We start from the raw sequence: 21453 nt of genomic DNA, 5'->3' as shown, positions 1-21453 counted from the left end.
TTTAGAGGATAAGTTAAATGTCTTATTTTGCCGGGCTGGATGTCGGTACAACGGGTGTAAAGGCGCTTCTTGTCGACAGTAATGGAAAAGTAATTGCCGCGGCTTCAAGCGGGTACACAATGTCTACGCCGCGCCCCTTATGGGCTGAACAGAATCCGGAGGACTGGTGGACAGCCGCACAAAGAAGCTTCCGTAAGATTATCAGTGACTCGGGAATAAGTAAGCAGGACATTAAGGGCCTGGGACTTACAGGACAGATGCACGGGCTTGTACTTCTTGATGAAAATGGAAATGTGCTCCGCCCATGCATCATGTGGAACGACCAGAGGACAATTGAAGAGTGCCGCGAGATGACTGAAAAAGTGGGCTTCGAACGCCTGCTTAGAATTACAGGCAACCCCGTCCTCCCCGGCTTTACCGCGCCAAAAGTCCTTTGGGTCGAGAAAAATGAGCCCGAAATCTATAAAAAAATTGCTCACATACTTCTGCCCAAGGACTATATCCGCTACCGCCTTACGGGTGAGCTGGCTACAGAAGTCTCAGACGCCTCGGGCACTTCACTCCTGGACGTAAACGCACGGAATTGGGCCGATGAAATTCTTTCACTGGTTAATATACGCAAAGAATGGATGCCGAAGGTTTATGAATCTCCTTTCATTACAGGAAAAGTTACCTCTGAGGCCGCTTCCCTTACAGGCCTCTGCCAGGGCACCCCTGTTGTAGGCGGAGGAGGCGACCAGGCCGCAGGAGCCGTTGGAACGGGAACCGTAAGGCAGGGAATAACTTCTGTCGTCCTAGGCACCTCAGGCGTGGTTTTTACTCACAGCAATAAACTTGAAATTGAACCTGAAGGACGCCTGCACGCTTTCTGCCACGCCGTTCCCGGCACGTGGCACCTTATGGGCGTAACACTTGCCGCGGCAGGAAGTTTCCGCTGGTTTAGGGATGTCCTGGGGGACACTGAAATATCCTTATCCCGCCACACAGGACAGGACCCCTACGAAATACTGACTCAGGAAGCATCCATGGCTGAAAGAGGCTCCGAAGGACTTCTCTTCCTTCCCTACCTTTCAGGCGAAAGGACCCCGTATCCCGATCCCGATGCCAAAGGCACATTTATTGGACTTACGCTCAGGCACTCTAAGCCCCACATGGTAAGAAGTGTTCTTGAAGGTGTGGCCTACAGCCTCAGGGACTGCCTGGAGCTTAACAGGCATATGGGAATAAACGCAAGCCAGATACGCTTGTCGGGCGGAGGCGCAAGAAGCAGCCTATGGCGCCAGATACTGGCAGACGTATTTAACAGTGAAATTGTAACGCTTACTTCAACCGAAGGCGCACCTTATGGCGCGGCACTTCTGGCTGCGGTCGGTACGGGAGAATTTAATACTGTTGAAGAAGCCTGCGACACCTGTCTTGCCCTTGCTGATCACACAGAGCCCGATGCTGAAGGCGTAAAGATATATCAGGACTATTACAGCATATACAAAGAAATGTATCCATTGCTTAAGAGCACGTTTAAGACAATTTCCAGAACTGTAAATAAACAGTTCCATACATTGAACAAATAAAAAAGAGAATTTTATGGCAGAAGTAAGCTTAAAGGAAGTAACAAAGGTCTACGAAGGGGGCCAGGAGGCGGTTAAAGGCGTATCCCTCGATGTAAAAGACAAGGAATTCCTGGTTCTTGTAGGCCCCTCGGGATGCGGAAAATCCACAACTCTCAGGATGATTGCGGGCCTTGAGGACATCACCTCAGGAGAACTCTACATAGACGGACGCCTGGTAAACGACATTAGTCCAAAGGACCGTGACATAGCCATGGTATTTCAGAACTATGCCCTGTATCCCCACATGACAGTCTACGAGAACATGGCTTTCGGCCTTAAGATAAGGAAATTCCCGAAGCCTGAGATAAAAACAAGGGTTGAAGAAGCTGCCCATATACTTGAAATTGAGCACCTTTTAACGCGTAAACCCAAGGCCTTGTCAGGCGGTGAGCGTCAGAGAGTAGCAGTCGGGCGTGCAATTGTGCGAAGGCCCAAGGTATTCTTATTTGACGAACCCTTAAGCAACCTGGATGCAAAGCTGAGGGTTCAGATGAGGACAGAAATATCAAAGCTCCATCAGAAACTTCAGGCTACAATGATCTATGTAACACACGACCAGACCGAGGCCATGACAATGGGTGACAGGATTGTTGTAATGAAAAGCGGCCTGGTGCAGCAGATGGATACCCCCTTAAACCTTTATAACAGCCCAAAGAACAAGTTTGTAGCTGGCTTCATAGGAAGCCCGCCAATGAACTTCCTTAATGGAACAGTGACAGGTGAAACATTCACTGACACTACAGGCAAGATATCATTCAAAGTAGATTCTAAGATGAAGGACTATTCAGGGAAGAAGGTAACTCTCGGCATAAGACCCGAGGACATACATGAATTAGATACCCCTTCAGACAAATATGAACCTGTGGAAGTAGTCCTGGAAGTAGTAGAGCCTATGGGTAACGAAATATTCCTTTATTTCCCATTAGGAGAAAGCCAGTTCGTAAGCCGCATCCCGGCCCGTGAAAAGCCCGATGTAGGAAGCAAACTAACGCTCTACTTCAAGCGTGAGAAATTCCACTTCTTCGACTCCGAGACCCAGCAGGCCCTGTAATTTATTATCCTTCAGTACAAGAAAAAGGCCCTTACAGGGCCTTTTTCTTTAATGTAAACTTGAATGTGCTCCCATGCCCGGGCTGGCTTTCTACCCAGATTCTGCCCCCGTTGCGTTCAACAAAATCTTTTACCAGAATTAACCCCAGGCCTGTCCCCTTCTCTTTATCCGTTCCTGCTTTGGAAACGCTTTCCTCTATCCTGAATAACTTCACCATGTCTTCCTGCGAAATCCCCGTTCCCGTATCGCTTACCGAAACAATAACATCGTCTGTATCGTCATGGACCCTGATCGTTACACGCCCGTCGGGATACGTAAACTTTAATGCGTTGGAGAGGAGATTCCGTATTACGGTGTCTGTCATATTCTTGTCTGCAAATACGTCGTAGTCACTCTCAAAATCAAAATTCAGGTTTATCTTTTTCCGTGCCGCGTTAACCTGGTATATATCCAGCACTTCCTTAATCAAAAGATTAAGACAGAAATTAACGGGCGAAAACTTCATCCTGCCCGACTGCAGCGTGGACCACTGCAGCAGGTTATCAACAAGGCGGAATATTCTTTTTAACGATGTATGCACACGGAATGCAAAATCCTTTATCTCATCTTTCCCAAGCTCATCAATGTTATGGCTTAAGTACTCTGTAAAGCCAAGCAGCGCCGAAAACGGGCTTCTCAGATCGTGCGCTACAATTGAGAAAAACCTGTCCTTACCGGCATTTACCTCCTCAAGGTTTTTATTCAGCGCGGCAAGTTCAACGGCGTTTTTCTCAATCTCCTCCTTGCTTTTCCTGAGCTCTTCGGAATAGCGGAGCACTTTCTCTTCAGCTTCTTTCCGTTCCGAAATGTCTTCAATAATGGAAATAAAATATGGGGGATTGCCCCCGGAGTCGCGTACAAGTGAAACCGTAAGGTTTACCCATATACTTGAGCCGTCCTTCCTTATGTAGCGCTTTTCCATGGCGTAAGTACTGATATTTCCCTCCAGAATCATTTTTACCTGCTCCAGGTCCTTTTCAAGGTCCTCCGGGTGCGTTAACCTCTGGAAGTCAAGCCTTGAAAGCTCCTCAGCCGTATAACCTGTAATGTCGCACATCTTCTGGTTTACCTTGAGCCATTTACCCTCGAGTGAAACGTGGGCAATGCCTACTGCCGCCTGATCAAATGTTGCCTTAAGCTCCGACTGGCTTTCAATAAGGGCTTCTTCAATTCTCTTTCTTTCAATTGCATAGCGGAGTGAATGCTCCAATAGCTCGGAGTCAATCCTCCCCTTTACAAGATAATCCTGTGCGCCTCCTTTTATCGCCTCAACCGCCACCTGCTTGTCATTCAGCCCGGTCATAACTACAACAGGTACGCCTGAGGTATGGGTCTGGATTTTGTGCAGCGTGCTTATACCGAAGCTGTCCGGGAGCCCCAGGTCCAGCAGCACCGCGTCTATATTGTAACTTCCCAGCGCTTCCAGGCCTGCCGAGAGGCGCGTAACATGCATCATTTCAATCCTTATTTCAGAGATGTCGCCGATCATATCCTCAATTAAAGCGGCATCTCCGGGATTGTCCTCAATAACAAGAAGCCTTATTGATTCTTTTTTCATTATTTCCCCTGAGTAGGAAGCTTGACAATTGAAAACCAGAAGTCCTCAATTGAGTTAATTACAGTAATGAACTTTTCAAAATCCACCGGTTTGGTAATGTAACAGTTGGCGTTCAGCTTGTAGCTTACTAAAATGTCCTGCTCAGCCTGCGAGGAAGTTAGTATTACTACAGGAATAACCTTGAGGTTTTCATCCGACTTTATTTCAGCCAGGACCTCCTTGCCGTTTTTCTTGGGAAGGTTCATATCCAGCAAGATCAGATCCGGTGTGGGTGCATCCTTATAAGGTCCCCTCCGGTGCAGGAAATCGATGGCTTCCATCCCGTTTTTTGTAACACTTAAATTGCTGCTTAGCTTTCCTTCTTCCAGAGCCTCCTGTATTAACAGTATATCGCCGTTATTGTCTTCGACCAATAGTATCTCCATCGGTCTTATAAGAGTCTGAGTATCCATATATATTAATCCTAAGGAAGATAACGTTATAAAATATAATCTTTAATTCCTGAAACACTTTTTAAGGCCATAGCCTACTTAAATATAATATAACAATTTACCCCTTAGAAATACAAAAACTTATCCCGCCGATCCGCCGCAGAGGTTGTGTCTATTCAATTATTTTTATGAATAGCCACGAGTTTTAGCTCGTGGACACGGGATCATCCCAAAAAATGGGCTTTAGCCCCCGATTCCCGCCGCAGGATCGGGGGTATTTAGGGCAAAAAATGATCCCCATTTCTAAAAATGAAATGATATTCATTTTAAACTGCATTGTCACTGCTTAAAATAATGAACTTTAGAATTCTAATTGATTTGAAATTCCGCCCGTTTTAGCCCTTTTTATCCCCCGAACCTTGAGAGGCTGCCTGAGGAACTCCCTTTCCCTTGCCCCCGGACTGCGGCATCCGAAAAAGTGGACGAAATTATGGACTAAAATGCCTATAAACTTTAGGATAAATCATCCGAATATTAACAAAAAGTTTATCAGCAGGAATTTAGCAGTAGATAGTGTTTAACTAAGAATTGGAGAATTATAATGCGGGCACATGTTCAAAGCCTGGATTTGTACTTGGATGAATTAAAGAGGGGACAGCATAGGTTTGAAAATGTTTTTGAATCTATTGCCAGAATGCTGTTTGATGATCCTAAACATATCCAGCCCATAGTCGTAAATGGAAAAAATACATACGACTTCATGAAATTCAGAACGGGCAAAAAACATATTATAGGTATGTTCGATGTCCTTAATAAATTCGTAGCCTTTATTAAGGATGCGGCCGAGGACGGCGAAAGCAAGGAAATGGCTTTCGTACTGGCCGGTGAACCGGGAAACGGCAAAACTTATTTCGTGGACTATTTATCCGCCATGTACCGCGATTTTGTGAGCATCCCGGAAAATAACCGCTATACCTTCCGCTTCAAAATCCCTAAGGATATGGAAGGATACGGAAACCTCCACACAATTGAATCCCAGACATACGAGGACCCTATGATCCTCGCTATGAATCTTTTTACGTGTAAAGATGATAATAAGGAGACTTTATTAAGCCGGGGCTTTACAACCGCGGAAGTTGAAGATTTCTACAGAAATTACCGCCCCTTAGGCGCCGATAGCGAATTTATACTGAACGACCTTAAAACCTATTTCGACGAGGACCTGGACAGGGTTAAAGAATGCATAGATATAGTTAAAGTGCCTATCAGCGAAACTATGGGCACCATTACAGGCAAGTATCCTGCAAAGGATAAGATCACCAGCTCGGGCGTCGACCTCGTGGGTGAAGAAAGCATTCAGAGGCTTCTGCACATTACAAACACCAACAACCCCTACCGCTTCGACTTAAGGCGCGGCGCCCTGGCACGCGTGGGCGGAGGCGGCATCCACTTTGCCGATGAGATCTTTAAGAATAAAACAGATCTTATGAAGATCTACTTAGGCGTTGTGCAGAACCGCGTTATTGAAATTGACGCCTTCAAATGGCCGATTGATACTTTTATTATTGCCACAAGCAACAACGCCGACGTCCAGAACTACAGGGCTAACGGCGAGGAAAAGCCTATCATAGACCGCTGCAAGTTCTGCTATGTTGCTCATAACACCGACTATAAACTCCAGCAGCAGCTGACAAAGTACGCACTCGGCTCAAGCGAGAAGACCACATTCTCGGGCGAAAAGCTGCACATGGATCCGAACCTTATTTATGTTATGTCAACTGGCGTTACTTTAAGCCGACTGCCGAGAGCAGAGGACAAACTGACCCCGGTTGAAATGATGAAGCTTGCCGCGGGCGAAGTGGCCGGCGAAAAAAGCATTAAAGCCCTCGCTGAAATTGTTGAAGAGCTTGAACATGAATCCGATATTACAAAACGCTTCGGACAGAAAGGCCTGGGACAAAGAGACCTTGCAAGAATTATAAATACACAGCGCGGCTACTCCGAGACCAACGAAGGCCGCTGCATGTTTGGCGAGGACGCCTTCAAGGCTACCGAGGAAGTAATCCTGGATTATATTCAGGATACCAACGAACGCCAGAAGTACTTTGAGGATCTTAAAATTGCGCGGGGCCTCTACCGCAAACGCATAAGAACTGAAATGTTCAACGCGTTTATGGATGAACCTGCCGCAATTAAAAAAGACGTGCTCATGTACGTTAATATGATCGTCGGCATGGGTAGAAGCGACCTGGGTTCTGATAAAATTATTACTTACCGCGACCCGCAGACAAACAAGATGCAGCCGATTAAAATTGACGAACGCTTCGTTAACGCGGTGGAAAATGAGCTCGAGATGAAAACGCGCGAGCAGAAGGAATCCTTCCGCGGACAGATAAGAAAGATCTACGCGCAGAGGCTCCAGACAGATAAGAATTATGACTTTATGGATAACGTGGACCTCGTGAAGGCTGTTACAGATACAAGGCTTAATTCCGATATAGCTTCAGCCGGAGGACTCGTTGGCGCCCTTGCTAACAGGACCAACGAGGATAACGAAAGACTCTATAACAGGATCGTTACCACCATGACTAACAAGCTCGGCTACTGCCATACATGCGCACAGAAAACAATTGAGTTCTTCTGCACGCAGGACCACCAGACCTGAAAAAAGTGAAATCTGTGCGGCAGGCATCAAAACCTGCCGCCATAAATTTGAATCGACAAAATGAGCAATACTAAAGAACTGATAGAATATTTAAGACGGCAGGGACTTACTGAAAGCCAGATAAAGCTGATTAATACCGAGATGGCCTTTTCAGGACGCCATGAGTTTACGGACGACGCCCCGAAGGGCGTCTACGTGGAAAAACGCACTTTCTACGACTACTTCGACGACCGCGACCTCTTCCGCATGAATATGAATGCCGGCCAGCAGGCAAGGCTCCACGCTCTGGATAAACTCCTTGAACGCGACAAGCAGCGCGATAAGGACGGATTCCCGAGGAAAGTTAAACTAGGCAAACTCGTTAAACCCATTAAAGGTGGTAACGATAAAACCATTATTATCCCTACCATATCCGAAGAAAAACTCTACCACTGGAAAGGCGATCAGCAGCAGGGACAGGGAGAGGGTACCGGAGGCACGGGCGACGGAGAAGAAGGCGAGGTAATTGGTGAAGAACCGCTCCGCCCCGAAGACGGAAGTGGACAGGGTGCCGGACAGGGTAAAGGCGGGCAGCATGGAATGGGCGCCGATGCATACGACATTGGACGCATCTTAACTGAACAGTTCGAACTCCCGAACATCAAGGAAAAAGGAAAGAAAACTTCCCTTACCAAGTTTACCTATGATATGACGGATAAAAACCGCGGCCAGGGACAGATACTGGATAAGAAGGCTACGCTTAAAAGAGTAATAAAGACAAACCTCGCTTTAGGCAATATATCGGGAGATGAACCTGTAGACTCATCAAAGATTCTTATTTCTCCCGCCGACCGCGTCTACCGCACGCTCTCGAGGGAAAAAGACTATGAGTCGCAGGCACTCGTATTTTTTGTGCGCGACTATTCGGGAAGTATGACCGGCAAGCCTACTGAAGTTGTTGCAACGCAGCACATATATATAAACAGCTGGCTTGTATACCAGTACCAGAGGCAGGTTAAAACGAGATTTATTCTGCACGATACGGACGCCGAGGAAGTACCCGATTTTTATACATACTTCAACAAACAGGTTGCAGGCGGAACCGACGTTGCAAGCGCATTCACACTCGTTAATAAAATTGTGGAAGAGGAGAACCTCGCAAAGGATTATAACATCTACATCTTCCACGGCACCGACGGCGACGACTGGGATGCCCGCGGCAACAAGGCTCTTCAGGAACTTGAAAAAATGCTCTCCTATGCAAGCCGCATAGGCATTACCATTGCCGCAGGCATAAGCGACTATAGTAACACATTTGTCGAGCAGTACATAAGAAATTCAAAACTGCTTGAAACATATCCCGACAAGCTGAGGCTCGACAGCATGAAAGCCGCCGACGCCGACGAGGAGCGCATAATTCAGAGCATTAAACATTTGATTGCATAGACCCGGATAATCTGGGGCTAAAGCTTCAATTTTTTTGGGGGATCGCGTGTCCACGAGCTAAAGCTCGTGGCAATTCAGCCTGAGAAAGCCCTCCAAGGAGGGCTCAAATAATCGATTTCACGAGCTAAAACTCGTGAATATTCAGCCGTGAGATATTCATATGAGCCTGCTTTAGCAGGGTTTCTCAGATTGAATAGCCACGGCCTTGAGGCCGTGGATTTGGAATCTCTCTCCCCTCGGGGCTTTAGCCCCCGATTCCCGGACGGATAATAAATATTAATAATTGAGCTACGATGAAACTAATTGACCAGCATACTAAAAGAATTATGGAAGGCTGCAAGGAACGCGCTGCGGCCGCGGGACTGAAGTTCGATAAGGAAACACTCGAATACTACGTCTCCAATACAGACATGATCGAACTGAGCCCCAAGAATATGATACCTACTCTCTACGACTACTGGGTGCAGGATATCCAGGTCCTGCGCGGCAAGGGGGAATACGAGTACTACCCCAATAACCCGTATGAGACCGTTATTAATACCAGGCCGGTTATCTCCTTCTATAACAATAATAACCCCGACTGGCTGAACGTAATGATATTCTACCACGTCCTGGCACACATAGATTTTTTTCAGAACAACAAGTTCTTCCAGCATACATGGGACTACGACTTTAAGGAAAAGGCCCTTACGGACAAAAGGATCATCGCACGCCTGAGAGCCCAGAAAAAACGCCAGGTGGACTACGTCATTGAATTTGCCCGCGGCATCGATAACCTCGTCGGCTTCCATCATTCCTACCAGGATGAAGAGGACAATAAGCAGTTCAGCTTCACGGAAAAAGTGGATTATTATTTCGGGCGCTTCCTGCAGGAAATTAAGAACGTCCCGATGAACGAGTTCCTGGAAGAAGTAGAGCGCTATAACAAGGATTCTGAAATGCCCGACCCGGAGCACGAGGCCGCATTCCTCGACAGGATAAGACTGAAATACCCCGAGTTCGACAGCCTGTTTGAAAAGTCGAAGGACCATAAACCCAGACACAAGGACCAGGACCTGATGCAGTTTATTCTGCGCGAAAGCCCCATACTAAACCAGGAAGAAAACAAATGGATGAAGTCCGTTGTTGAGATTGTACGCGAGACGTCGCTATACTTTGCCCCAATGATAAGAACTAAAACCATGAACGAGGGCTGGGCAAGCTTCTGGCACGAAAACCTCTTCCTTAATGACGACCGCATAAAGGGTCACGAAATTGCCTTCGCCAAAATTAACGCGGGCGTTACAGCTTTAAGCAAGGTGGGGCTTAACCCTTATGCAATCGGCTGGAGGCTCTTTATGCATATTGAGGAGATGGCAAACAAAGGCCGCCTCTCATACGACTTCAGGCGCATTAACACGCTTAACGAAAGAAAAGCCTTCGACTCCAAAAAGATGAACGGGCGCGACTATATATTCCACGTGAGGGAAAACTACTGCGACTTTACTTTCTTCAACACTTTCGTTGAGCAGGATTTTGTGGATAAGCATAAGCTCATGGTCGTGGGCCAGAGGATCAACCACCAGAGGCAGACAAGGGAATACTACGTGAAAAGCAGGAAGGCAAAGGATTATAAGGAGATGCTCTTCGATAACCTTTATCATCCGCCGTACATTACTTTCAAAAGGAAGTACGACAGCGACCTCTACCTCCACCACCACTTCGAGGGGCAGGAACTCTACCGCGATTATATACCGAATACGCTCATGGGACTTGAATACCTCTGGGGCGGAAGAGTTTTTCTTGAGACCACGGAACTGGATCAGGAGGCAATGCGCAAGGCCGCGGGACGCGATGAAAATAACGTTAAGCCCATATTCCACAGGGTCCTCTATACCATGAAGGACCGCAAGATAACAAAAGAGAATTTTTAAGAGAAGAATTTTTAAAGCAGAGTTTGAAAAGGTTAAGACGAAATGGCACCCAAATCAAGTAAAGATGTAGCAAATATACTTGCCCTGCTGGACCGCAAGCTTAAGCGCGAGGAAAAAGGAGCTGTAATTACTTTTACTCAGTTCCTCGAGAAAGTAAGCGCGCAGCCGGATAAGATATGCCGCAACATTTTTCAGATATTCCACGACCTCATATACTACTATACAAGCGAGGAAGAGGATTTTAATAACGATCCCGAAAGCATAAACTATAAAACCATCAACTGCGACAGGCTTTTTGTCGAGGAAACCGACGCCCCCTTTTTCTCCGACCTCCCGCTGGCAAATCGCCTTGTTAGGCTGGCCGACAGCTACAACGAAGGCACGCAGCAGAACAAGATCTATATTTTTGTGGGCCCTCCGGGAAGCGGCAAAAGCACTTTCCTTAATACTCTGCTCCAGCGCTTTGAGGAATACTCCCATACCTCAGACGGGCAGAACTACGAGGTCGTCTGGAGGCTCGACAGCTCAAAGCTGAATATCCCGGGAAATTCCGGCGGGGTGCTCGAAATCCCCTGCCCCAGCCACGACCATCCGATACTCATGATCCCCCGCGCATACAGAATGGAGGTCTTAGAAGCCCTTCTGCCCGCGGAGCAGAAAAACAAGATATTCAACAAGAAAGAATATGAGTGGGTCTTAAAAGATAAGCCGTGCACTATCTGCAGCTCAATTTATGACGCCCTTTCAAGCCGCCTTACAAGTCCGGCCGACATATTTAACATGATCTATGCAAGGCGCTACTATTTTAACCGCGGACTCGGTAACGGCATAAGCGTATTTAACCCCGGCGACCCGCACCCGGAGAAGTTCGTCTTGTCAAACGAGGCTATACAGAAAGAGCTCAGCAATATGTTCCGCGACAGCAACCTAGTGCAGTATATCTACTCAAGATACGCCAGGACAAATAACGGCATCTTCGCACTTATGGACGTTAAGGGCGATAACGAAAAACGCCTTATGGACCTCCACGGCATTATCTCCGAGGGCGTGCATAAGATTGAGGACTTGGAGGAAAACGTAAAGTCGCTCTTTATCGCTCTTATGAACCCTGAGGATAAGGAGAAGATCAAGGACGTCAACTCTTTCCACGACCGCATAGTTGAAATTAACGTGAACTACATATTGAACTATGCCGAGGAGGTTAAAACTTATTACCACTCGCTTGGCGGCCAGATTGAAAAACACTTCCTGCCCGGAGTGCTGGAGAACTTTGCCAAGATAATTATCTCCTCAAGGCTTAACCCCGACAGCGACGCCATAAGAGAATGGATTGAATACCCGCGCAAGTACGAACGCTACTGCGACGACGACCTCCTGCTCCTTAAAATGAGCCTTTATTCAAACATCATACCTAACTGGCTGCAGGATGAGGACCGCAAGACCTTCGACAGGAATATGAGGCGCAAACTTTTCAGCGAAAGTGAAAAAGAAGGACGCGACGGATTTTCAGGTCGCGAGTCCATAAATATCTTTAACGACTTCTACACGGCCTACCGCAAGATGTCGCGTAACGGATCGGGCGCAGAAAAGCTCATTACAATGGAAGACGTGAAGAACTTCTTCTTAAAGCACGTGGAAAGAAACGATATTATTCCCGACGGCTTCATTGAGTCCATTATCAGGCTATACGACTATAACGTGATGGAAGAAATTAAAGAGTCGCTCTTTAACCACAACCAGGAAAGGGTAAGCCGCGACGTGCAGAACTACCTATTCGCCAGCAACTACGACGTTGGTGAAAAGCAGTACTGCCCCTACACAAATGAGACAATTGAGATAGGAGAAGCTTTCTACGAGGTTATAGAGCAGCACCTCTTCAAGAAGAAAGTAAGCATGGAGTCGAGAAAGAATTTCAGGATGGAAATTGCCTCGCGCTTTACAATTACACTGCAGGAGATGGTAATTGAGGACAAGCCTATTACAGAAACCTCGATCTACAAGGAGCTCTATAATATTTACATGAACAACCTGCGTGAAAATATTTTTGAGCCTTTCCTGAAGTTTACGGCTTATGAAAACGCCATCAAGGAGTACGGAACGGACAAGTTCCGGAAATACGATCAAAGAGTTAAAGAAGATGTAACATTCTTATTGAAAAATTTAACAACAAAATTCCGTTACACCGAAGAAGGCGCCAAACAGGTGTGCATCTACATAATCAGCAAAACCGCGCAGGAATAAATTTTATGGTGCCAGGAACCGCTTCCTGGCACCGTGCTCAATTCCGTTGAACGTCGAACGTTGAACGTTTACCGTCGGACGTCGGACGTCGGACGTTGGACGTTGACCGTCGAACCTACTCCACCCACCCCTTCACAAAATCCTGATAATTCTTCGGGCTGAATTCAATAAAGGTATGTTCGGCCAGCCCCTTTTTCTTATACGGGTCGTTGCTGAAAAACTCAGCTACTTCTTCCATCGATTCCCCTTTTACAATTACAATTCCCCCTGTCCTGGGCACCTGCGGGCCTGATAAAAGTATAAAACCTTTATCGTAACCGGTTCTTAAAAAAGTTCTGTGTTCCAGTGTGGCTGCTTCTATCTGATCAAGAGGAGCTTTATAGATTATCTCGCAAACGAAAAATTTCATTTTTTATCCTTTCAATTTTTTGACTACTGTCAAACATAAAAATAACCGCTTACTTTCACAAGCTCCGAAATGGAATTTGGCCTCAAAAATGTGTCGCGTCTTAACCCGGAGGGCTTTATATTTAACATAATGACATAAATTTTAAGAAATGTAATGCAGAGATCTTCAAGCAATAAATCTTTTTACAGCAGGATTCCGGGCCCTTACGCCTCAAGCGAGATAAAAATAATATTTTCAATTCTCCTGATGACACTGGGAATACTGGCTTTCCTTGTAATAACGGGCATTGTGGTCTCCGGCAATACACGCCATATAGATGAAATGGTTATTCAGGCTTTAAGAGATCCTGATAACTATTCAAAGCCCAAAGGCCCCTACGCCCTGATCGGCATTATGCGCGACATAACATCCCTTGGCGGGGCAACATTTGTAACACTCATAACCGTAATTGTAGCTATTTATTTAATACTGGAGAAAAAAAGGCGGTCGCTCATGCTTGTGCTCCTGGCAACGCTCGGAGGCGGCCTGCTGGAGTCCATTCTTAAAACACTCATTGCGCGCCAGAGGCCAGGCGCCCTCTTCCAGCTTATGCCCGAATACTCGCACAGCTTCCCCAGCGGGCACTCCATGATGTCGGCCGTGGTCTACCTGTCACTCGCCGTCCTGTTGGCCCGCATACAAAAGCGCAGGATAATAAGGATTTATGTAGTTATAGTGGCCTTGTTCCTTACATTTATAATAGGCATAAGCCGCATCTACCTGGGAGTCCACTACCCAACAGACGTCCTTGCCGGCTGGGCACTGGGACTTGCATGGGCGTCATTTGTCTGGCTTTTATCCTGGAAACTGGAGCTGAAGGACAAAAGCGGGAAAGAGATAGTAAAGGACGAGGAGGTAAAGTAGTCCAAATTCCTACAAATTTTTCAGACATACCCCTATTTTTGTCAGCCCCATCCTGTAGTATCTTTATTCCATCGATTTTACAAATGTTAAAAAAATCTACTTGCGGAGAATGCTCCCAAAGAAATGATGAGGAAAAAAATGTTTGAAGGATTTAGCCATAAAGAGAATTTATACGGGTCAATGCCCTCCATCGGTGAAAATGTTCACTTAAAGTTTCAGAGGCTGATGGAAGAGAAAAGGAAGAGGGAAGAGAGCCTTTCCACCGGTATGTTTGAAAAAGGGATTCAGGCCTCAAAGGCCAAAAACGACCTGGTTTTTGCACTGGTGCGCATGGGCACGCTTTTATATACACACGGAATAGTTGAAGCCGGAAAGTGCCGGGTAAGCTTCTTTATGAGGCTTAAAGACGGCGACCTGCTCCATAACGCGTCTGAATTTATAGAAATGGCAAAGGAAAACTTATCCTTGCTGAAAAAGTCGGGCCTTAAGGGGCTTTCAGTCCCGGAGCTTGAGCTGAAGCTTAAGAAGTTCAAGGACTCGCTTGAAGAAAAAGTATTAAATTTCTGCTGATAAAATTATATTTCCCCAAAATAGCATAAGGGCTGCCTCAGGTTGCGAAACCGGGCAGCCTTTTTTGCTTGCCTACTTTTTAAGCGCGTCCGCGTAGTTCCTTATCCCCCTGTCCCTGCGGCGCATTAACCTTAACCAGACGCATGCATCCCTCCCGGAAATGTGTATATATCCCCTATTATTTAAGGTAATATGGAATTAGGTCAGGTTCAACGTTTTATGAGTAGCCACGAGCTTCAGCTCGTGGATCCAGGGCCCCTCTCTTATTTGGGCTTTAGCCCCCGATTCTCCGGGAAAAATCTGGGGCTAAAGACCATATATGTTTTGATCGCTATTCCACGATCATCCGCGGACGATTGTGGCAATTCAATCAAACAAATGGGAAAAACTATAAAATTCTAAACATCCCCCGGAACGGGGGCTAAATGCGGGCAAAAACAGACGGAAACCGGAAATCTTCATGGGCCAAAACCGGAGAACAATCAGACATAATATTCCCCGTATGCCTTCAGAAGATCTATTACCTGGTCCGTCAGTTCGCATGCAACGGCCTCACCCAGCTCGCTGTAGACGGAAAAAGCCGGTTCTCTTATAATACCCGCGTCCTGCAGCGCCTCAATAATGCCTTCAGATTCCAGTCCTTTACTGAGGGCCACAAGGCGGTTATCGCCAAAGGGGTATTCCTTATAAAAATCATACGCGTTGACTGTAAAGGTCAAAATTGGAGTTTCGTCCTCAGTCTTATAGATCAGAGCCGGATTCATATCGTTATACCTCGAGAAATAAAGTTTTCCCTTAAATCCGTTCCAATCAAATTTGTCGAGTAGTAATACTTCGTAAACCAATTTATTTTACTTTCTTTGATAAACATTACTGAAAAATCGCTCATTTAATTAAGGAAAAACTGAATCCGAAGCCCTGTGAATTCATAGTATTATAGTTTTCAGCAAGAGATATTTTCAATTGTCCTTATATATTAATAACAAGGATACGATGTCGGAAATTCCAGAACTGAATAAAATTTATATGTGATTACCTTGTCATAGGCAGGTTGGGATAAAAATAGACACGTAATCTGATATTGTAAAGGTATTTTTTGAGTCGCAACCCCTGCATTAAATTGAAGCCGGCTTTAGCCGGCTTTCCTCAGCCTGAATAGCCATGAGCTTTAGCTCGTGGGCTAATGGTCCCCCACCCCTCATCAGAGCTCCGGAGGAGTGACTTGCCTGTAGAAAGAGATAATGTCCCAATCACCACCAGAGCCTCGGAGAGGCGATTTGCCTGTAGAAAAACGACGCAAAAAAAATAATCCAGAGCTCCGGGGGAGCGATTTGTAATAAGTGAAGGGTCGATAAATCATTAGTTTTTTTCAATAAATCCATTATTTTAGACATTAGGAACTGTGGCATTTTTGAATAAAAGCTTTACTGACCGGCAATTAACCCATTTTCATAATTTTTCCTGATGGTGAAAATATGAATAAACATCTATTGTCTCTGCTGCTTCTTCTTACCTTTACGCTTCCCCTGTCCGCGCAATGGACATGGCAGAATCCCCTTCCGCCGGGAAACGGCTTCCGTGATGTGCAATTTATAGATTCATTAAACGGCTGGGCCTGCGGCGACTCAAAAATTGCCAAAACCACCGACGGCGGGCAAAACTGGATATTACTGAATGCACCCCCAACAAATAACTACTTCATTAAACTCTTCTTCGCCAGTAAGAATAAGGGCTTTATCCACAGCACCGGCGACAATAGTCAGACGTACGTTACAAATGACGGCGGCATTAGCTGGGACGTAGTTACACCACTAAGCAACAAGTATCTCCCCCGTATGCAGTTCCTGAACGAAAAAGTCGGCTATGTGCTTCAGTTCTGGGAAACAGGATTTTTCGATTTCCATCTATTTAAGACTACAGACGGCGGCCAGACGTGGAATAATTACGACCCTGTTGCTGCCAGTCTGAGAAGCTACTCTTTCTTCTTCCTCGATGAAAATTACGGCTGGGTTGATACCGATGGCGGCATCGCAAGAACAACTGACGCCGGCAAAACCTGGCAGAGATCCTTTATTCCCGCATATGCGGAAGTACCTATCGTAGAACAGATCCAGTTTATCAATAAAAAACAGGGATTCGCTGCCGGCAATCCGAGTAATACGAACTCTTTAAGTAATCATAACTTTTTTGCATACACAACCGATGGAGGAGCAACCTGGAACAATAAATGGCTGCCGGACACTGATGTAAGGTTAAATTCCGTACATTTTGTTTCAGGTAATACCGGATACGTTACAACCAATGAGAGTCCTCACGGCAGAATATTCTATACAACCGATTTAGGAACAACCTGGAGAACGCTTGAGACTACGGCCGGGACATTTTCATTTGTCGACAGTCTGAGGGCTTGGGGCATTGACGGCGGTAATATCGTTTCCACCACGGACGGTTGGATGACTACCCGGCCATCATCGGTCACTGCTTCAACACTTAATTCCGTAAGCGTGCTCGATACAAACAACATTGCCGCGGCAGGAGCATACAGCACTATCGTATTAAGCAATGACGGTGGGAAAACCTGGGAAAAATCTTTGTCATCCAATAGTGACAGTGTTTCGCTCCAATCCATTTTTTATAAGAATTCAAATGAAATATGGGCCGCGGGAAGCAGGTCATCTGTTTTATGGTCAACTGACAAAGGGAAAAACTGGAATAAGATTAACCTCGACGCTCTTAACAACCGGTTTAATGATATTGCATTCCCCGATGATACAACAGGCTTTATAATAGGCGGCGGGACTGAGTCGGGAATTATTTATACGGGTAAAGCCGTGCAGGATAAAAGCAGCCTGATTTGGCAGAAGGCGAAGGAGTTCCCGTTTGTACTAAATAAAATAAAATTTACAAAAGCCGGGACAGGTTACATTGCAGGCGGCACGAAAATAATGAAAAGTACAGACAGGGGCCTGACGTGGAAGGAGCTTCAGATGCCCGTTGAAGCCACTTTTTATACGCTGGATGCCATTGACAACTACGTGTGGACAGTTGCCGGGAAAAATATACTTGTAAGCACAGACGCAGGGAGTACCTGGAACAGCATTAAAGCGTTCGATTATTTTGGTCCGAATCCCTCAGCCCAGAATGTCCGCGCAATGGCTTTTGCCGACACGCTTAACGGGGCCTTGGGGTTAGTTGGAAGGATGATCAGAACCACAGATGGCGGCCTGACGTGGAAAGAAGACAATAAGATCCCATCAATTTTTGCAAATTCACTGGATTTTGCGGATAATGGTCATGCCTGGGCGGCGGGTTATGATGGAATGATACTATATTATAACGCACAACTGACAAATGCTAATGAAGATTCGGATGTAGAAGATCTGGCCCGGTTAAGCAGTTATTCTCTCGGTCAGAACTATCCGAATCCCTTCAATCCGCAGACAACAATAAGGTACAGTATAACAACCATGGGGATAGTCAGTTTGAAAATATATGATATACTGGGAAATGAAATAGCAGCGCTAATAAACGAAATAAAATCCCCGGGCACATACAACATAAGTTTTGACGCCAGCAAATACAGATTAAGCAGCGGCGTATACATATACAGGCTTCAGGTAAATGACTATACAGCCTCAAAGAAGCTGCTCTTTTTGAAATAATAATGCCGCGGTCAGCTTTGGCACAAAAATGCCGCGGCCAGCGGCATCATATTGATAGCCCCGGGCACAGCCCGGGGCGGCGGGGCGGGATAATGATCCAACCGGTTCCCTGGCGCTGGGACCAGCCTGCTTTTTACCGATTTACATTTAACATTATATTTTCTAATTTAGACCTCGCAAACAATAAGCACATTAATTGCTAAGTTTTTCACATAATTATCTTCAATAAGTCATGGATCTTGCTTTTTATAATAAAATCAAAAAATTAACTATAGTTGCCTTTTTTTCTGATGATGAACTGATGAATATGATTGTGCTGAAGGGCGGTAATGCTTTGGACATTATCTATAAGATTGCAGGCCGTTCTTCAGTTGATATTGATTTTTCTATCGACAATAAAATTCCTGATGATAAATTTGAAATTATACGGGAAAAGATGGTGCGGACTTTGTCCACGACTTTTAATGAAAATGGCTATGAGCTAATTGACTTCAACTTTTATGAGCGGCCATGCCAGATTACTGAAGATATGGCTGATTTCTGGGGCGGATATCGGGTAGAATTTAAGATTATTGAAAAGGAAAAGTTTGGAAAATTAAAAAATAATGCTGATAACCTGCGCAGACATGCTTTAGAGGTAAGGAGCGACCATAAAAAAACCTTCCTTATAGATATAAGTAAATTTGAATATTGCGAAGGTAAAATAGACAAAGAGTTCGAAGGTCTGACAATTTATGTGTACTCACCCGAAATGATACTTTGCGAGAAAATCAGAGCCATATGTCAGCAAATGCCTGAATATGGTAAAATTGTAAAATCTAACAGTCAGTCTGCAAGAGCAAGGGATTTTTATGATATTTACATTATCATTGAAAAGCTTAATATAGATATTACTCTTACAAAGAATCGGGCTTTACTAGAAGCTATTTTCGAAGCGAAGAAAGTTCCTTTGTATTTAATGGATAAAATATCGGAGTACAGAGAATTCCACCGTCCGGATTTCCAGTCAGTCAAAGATACAGTCCTCCCAACGGAAGAATTGAAGGAATTTGATTTTTATTTTGACTATGTTGTGGAAAAATGCCAGATGTTAAAACCCCTTTGGGTAAAATAGCCTCCACCTCTCAGAGTATTCTGTTTCTTCCATATTGTGGGTTAAATAGAAGTCATATTCAATTTCCAGTTTTCGGATTAATTCTATGGAAGATTCGGGGTAGGCTCCGGATTTTTCAAGGTAAAAGCCGATTGCCTGATGATACGGGTAAGTATAATCTATTTTTTTCAAATAGGAGATTATTTTGTTTACTGATGCCTGCCCGGCTGCTTTTTTGTAGGCTTTAAGGACTTCAAATACTCCTCCCGAGTAGACGGGGCGTATAGTAATATCAATCAGGGTCCTTTCAATATTTGTTACTCTAAGTATCTCGCCATTCTCACTTTTTATGTCTATAACGCCCAAATTATCGGTATTCTTGCCGTTCAACATATATATTTTTAAGCCCTCGTGAGTAGTAAAATTGCTTGTTACCCTTACTGGCCTGCTGAAAGCCTGTTTTATGGCATCCTGCTCAAGATAGCCCGAATTCGCCGTTTTTTTATATTGTTCGGAGTTCAGGTATATAGTTTTAGGTATTTGTTCAGTAAGTTCATTAATGAACATGGCTGTATAATGGCTGAAATACGAGGCGGGCGATAACTCCATCAATAAAGCATATATAGATACCTCTCCGAAGGTGTATCGCGTTTCTTTCCTGAAAGGGAAATCCAGAACTACTTTATGGAAGCCCATATTTTCCACTAGAAATTTTAGAAAACCGCTTGTGCTTGTGGACTGTGCAAGTTTCCATTTGCTTCGGTTTGCCGATAGGATCTGCGACAGCTCTCTTTGTCTAAAAACTTTATTGGGCAGAGCACTAAATACAGCTCCGATTTCCTTTTGGGCTTCTTCCAAACGTGATTTTCTCAAGCTGCCATTCCTGTTTATATTTCCTGAAAATTGATGTTTTGAATTTAACATGAATTAAATTTATATCCAAAAGATTGTAGTATATATACAACAATCTAAAGATAATTGCGCCTATTAAATTCTATTACATTATAGTATATATACTATAATGTAATAGAAAATGTACAAAAATCAGGATCTATTTACAACATTGTTATGTAGTATATATACTACATAACAAATAATAACATGCAATAGGTGATAAAAACGAAACATATGGGTATAATGTAGTATATATACTACATTATACAAGATAAATTTGCTTCTCAAACCTTATCAATTCAACTAAGAAGGTTTGTTTTACTGCTTACGGTGTTAAAAGGCCCGTGAAAGCGGGAAAAATAGAATAATTAAGTTAACAAGCCCTGTGGGGGAGGGACTGTCTATAGAATACGGATATCTCCCCCATACTCCCGGAACCCTGAAAGGGCGAAATATTACTTTAAATTTCATAATTGCGGCGATAGAAAAATCCGCAGGCAATGAATTCAGGCTTTACACTAAAGATCCAAAGCTAATAGCCATAACGCAATGGCACAGAATATCGCCCGATGATCTGGTCCTGATTGACGACAAAGAAAACAGGCAGGTTATTTTCAGGACTGACAAAGTACTTAAAGTAGAATATTATAAAAGTGCAAAAGTCAGTTACATCAAGCCGCTGGAAAGTGAAATATCCATTGATCCTTACGGCAATGCTGGTAATCTGTTTATTTTAGGCGGATACTGGAAAGATTGCCGTATGGCCGATCAGCTTCCATTTGATTATGTATATACTCCCTAATTGACTTAATTGCTCTCCCCAAAATCGATATAATCCGGAATTGAGTCCTGAATTCCTTCACTTTATGTAAGAAGTGATAATTCTTCCCTGTTCACTTCCGATCCGGCTGGTTTTGAAGGATTTAGAATGAATTGTCGAGGGCCAAAAGTATTCCCCACCTCTGGGTCAAAAGTGTTCCCCAGGGTGG

The 21453-nt window shown here is 44.8% G+C and carries 16 protein-coding genes; 11 read left to right on the top strand and 5 right to left on the bottom strand.

The genetic code is table 11. The features are described 5' to 3' along the window. Nucleotides 1-17 precede the first annotated feature (17 nt). The gene (gene xylB, locus HF312_16320) at nucleotides 18-1571 is read left to right on the top strand and encodes a xylulokinase (protein MCU7521781.1); all 1554 of its coding nucleotides are present in this window, start codon (nucleotides 18-20) and stop codon (nucleotides 1569-1571) included. A 13-nt stretch (nucleotides 1572-1584) separates the two neighbouring features. Then, entirely contained in the window at nucleotides 1585-2661 is a 1077-nt protein-coding gene (ugpC, locus tag HF312_16315) for a sn-glycerol-3-phosphate ABC transporter ATP-binding protein UgpC (protein MCU7521780.1), read from the top strand. Nucleotides 2662-2692: 31 nt separating this feature from the next. On the opposite strand, the gene HF312_16310 is transcribed toward ugpC, so the two are convergent. Continuing rightward, entirely contained in the window at nucleotides 2693-4258 is a 1566-nt protein-coding gene (locus HF312_16310; protein MCU7521779.1) for a PAS domain S-box protein, read from the bottom strand. Beyond that, nucleotides 4258-4710 carry a response regulator gene (locus tag HF312_16305; protein ID MCU7521778.1) on the bottom strand — a complete coding sequence of 151 codons (453 nt, stop codon included), beginning with the start codon at nucleotides 4708-4710 and terminating at the stop codon, nucleotides 4258-4260. The genes HF312_16310 and HF312_16305 overlap by 1 nt, the downstream gene beginning before the upstream one ends. A 580-nt stretch (nucleotides 4711-5290) precedes the next feature. On the opposite strand from HF312_16305, the gene HF312_16300 reads away from it, so the two are divergent. The 4 genes from HF312_16300 to HF312_16285 all read left to right on the top strand — a co-directional run bounded on the left by HF312_16300 (nucleotide 5291) and on the right by HF312_16285 (nucleotide 12933). Beyond that, nucleotides 5291-7354, top strand: a complete 2064-nt coding sequence (locus HF312_16300; GenBank protein MCU7521777.1) for a serine protein kinase PrkA — start codon at nucleotides 5291-5293, stop codon at nucleotides 7352-7354. A gap of 60 nt (nucleotides 7355-7414) precedes the next feature. Then, on the top strand, nucleotides 7415-8779 hold the full coding sequence (locus HF312_16295; protein ID MCU7521776.1) for a DUF444 family protein: 1365 nt from the start codon (nucleotides 7415-7417) through the stop codon (nucleotides 8777-8779). Nucleotides 8780-9072: 293 nt separating this feature from the next. Then, on the top strand, nucleotides 9073-10692 hold the full coding sequence (locus HF312_16290; protein ID MCU7521775.1) for a SpoVR family protein: 1620 nt from the start codon (nucleotides 9073-9075) through the stop codon (nucleotides 10690-10692). 42 nt (nucleotides 10693-10734) lie between these two features. After that, the gene (locus HF312_16285; protein ID MCU7521774.1) at nucleotides 10735-12933 is read left to right on the top strand and encodes a serine protein kinase PrkA; all 2199 of its coding nucleotides are present in this window, start codon (nucleotides 10735-10737) and stop codon (nucleotides 12931-12933) included. 115 nt (nucleotides 12934-13048) lie between these two features. On the opposite strand, the gene HF312_16280 is transcribed toward HF312_16285, so the two are convergent. Continuing rightward, complete coding sequence (locus HF312_16280) at nucleotides 13049-13342, bottom strand: hypothetical protein (GenBank protein MCU7521773.1); 294 nt, start codon at nucleotides 13340-13342, stop codon at nucleotides 13049-13051. Nucleotides 13343-13495: 153 nt separating this feature from the next. Here HF312_16280 and HF312_16275 point away from each other — a divergent pair, with 153 nt between their 5' ends. Next, complete coding sequence (locus tag HF312_16275) at nucleotides 13496-14245, top strand: phosphatase PAP2 family protein (GenBank protein MCU7521772.1); 750 nt, start codon at nucleotides 13496-13498, stop codon at nucleotides 14243-14245. Nucleotides 14246-14383: 138 nt separating this feature from the next. Beyond that, on the top strand, nucleotides 14384-14815 hold the full coding sequence (locus HF312_16270) for a hypothetical protein (protein MCU7521771.1): 432 nt from the start codon (nucleotides 14384-14386) through the stop codon (nucleotides 14813-14815). 482 nt (nucleotides 14816-15297) lie between these two features. Here the strand turns inward: HF312_16270 and HF312_16265 are convergent, their stop codons facing one another. Then, nucleotides 15298-15660, bottom strand: coding sequence for a hypothetical protein (locus tag HF312_16265; protein ID MCU7521770.1), 363 nt, complete (start codon nucleotides 15658-15660; stop codon nucleotides 15298-15300). A 630-nt stretch (nucleotides 15661-16290) separates the two neighbouring features. On the opposite strand from HF312_16265, the gene HF312_16260 reads away from it, so the two are divergent. Together HF312_16260 and HF312_16255 are read left to right on the top strand one after the other, a co-directional pair. After that, on the top strand, nucleotides 16291-18477 hold the full coding sequence (locus tag HF312_16260; protein ID MCU7521769.1) for a T9SS type A sorting domain-containing protein: 2187 nt from the start codon (nucleotides 16291-16293) through the stop codon (nucleotides 18475-18477). A gap of 232 nt (nucleotides 18478-18709) precedes the next feature. Continuing rightward, on the top strand, nucleotides 18710-19591 hold the full coding sequence (locus tag HF312_16255) for a nucleotidyl transferase AbiEii/AbiGii toxin family protein (protein ID MCU7521768.1): 882 nt from the start codon (nucleotides 18710-18712) through the stop codon (nucleotides 19589-19591). On the opposite strand, the gene HF312_16250 is transcribed toward HF312_16255, so the two are convergent. Beyond that, nucleotides 19568-20494, bottom strand: coding sequence for a hypothetical protein (locus HF312_16250; protein MCU7521767.1), 927 nt, complete (start codon nucleotides 20492-20494; stop codon nucleotides 19568-19570). The genes HF312_16255 and HF312_16250 overlap by 24 nt on opposite strands. Nucleotides 20495-20849: 355 nt before the next feature. Here HF312_16250 and HF312_16245 point away from each other — a divergent pair, with 355 nt between their 5' ends. After that, a complete protein-coding gene (locus HF312_16245) occupies nucleotides 20850-21266 on the top strand; it encodes a hypothetical protein (protein ID MCU7521766.1) in 417 nt (138 codons plus the stop codon). Nucleotides 21267-21453: the final 187 nt, after the last annotated feature.

The sequence above is a fragment of the Ignavibacteria bacterium genome (assembly GCA_025612375.1).
GTDB lineage: Bacteria > Bacteroidota > Ignavibacteria > Ignavibacteriales > SURF-24 > JAAXKN01.
Note: the sequence above shows the minus strand (reverse complement) of the source record. Positions and strands in the feature narration are given on the sequence as shown.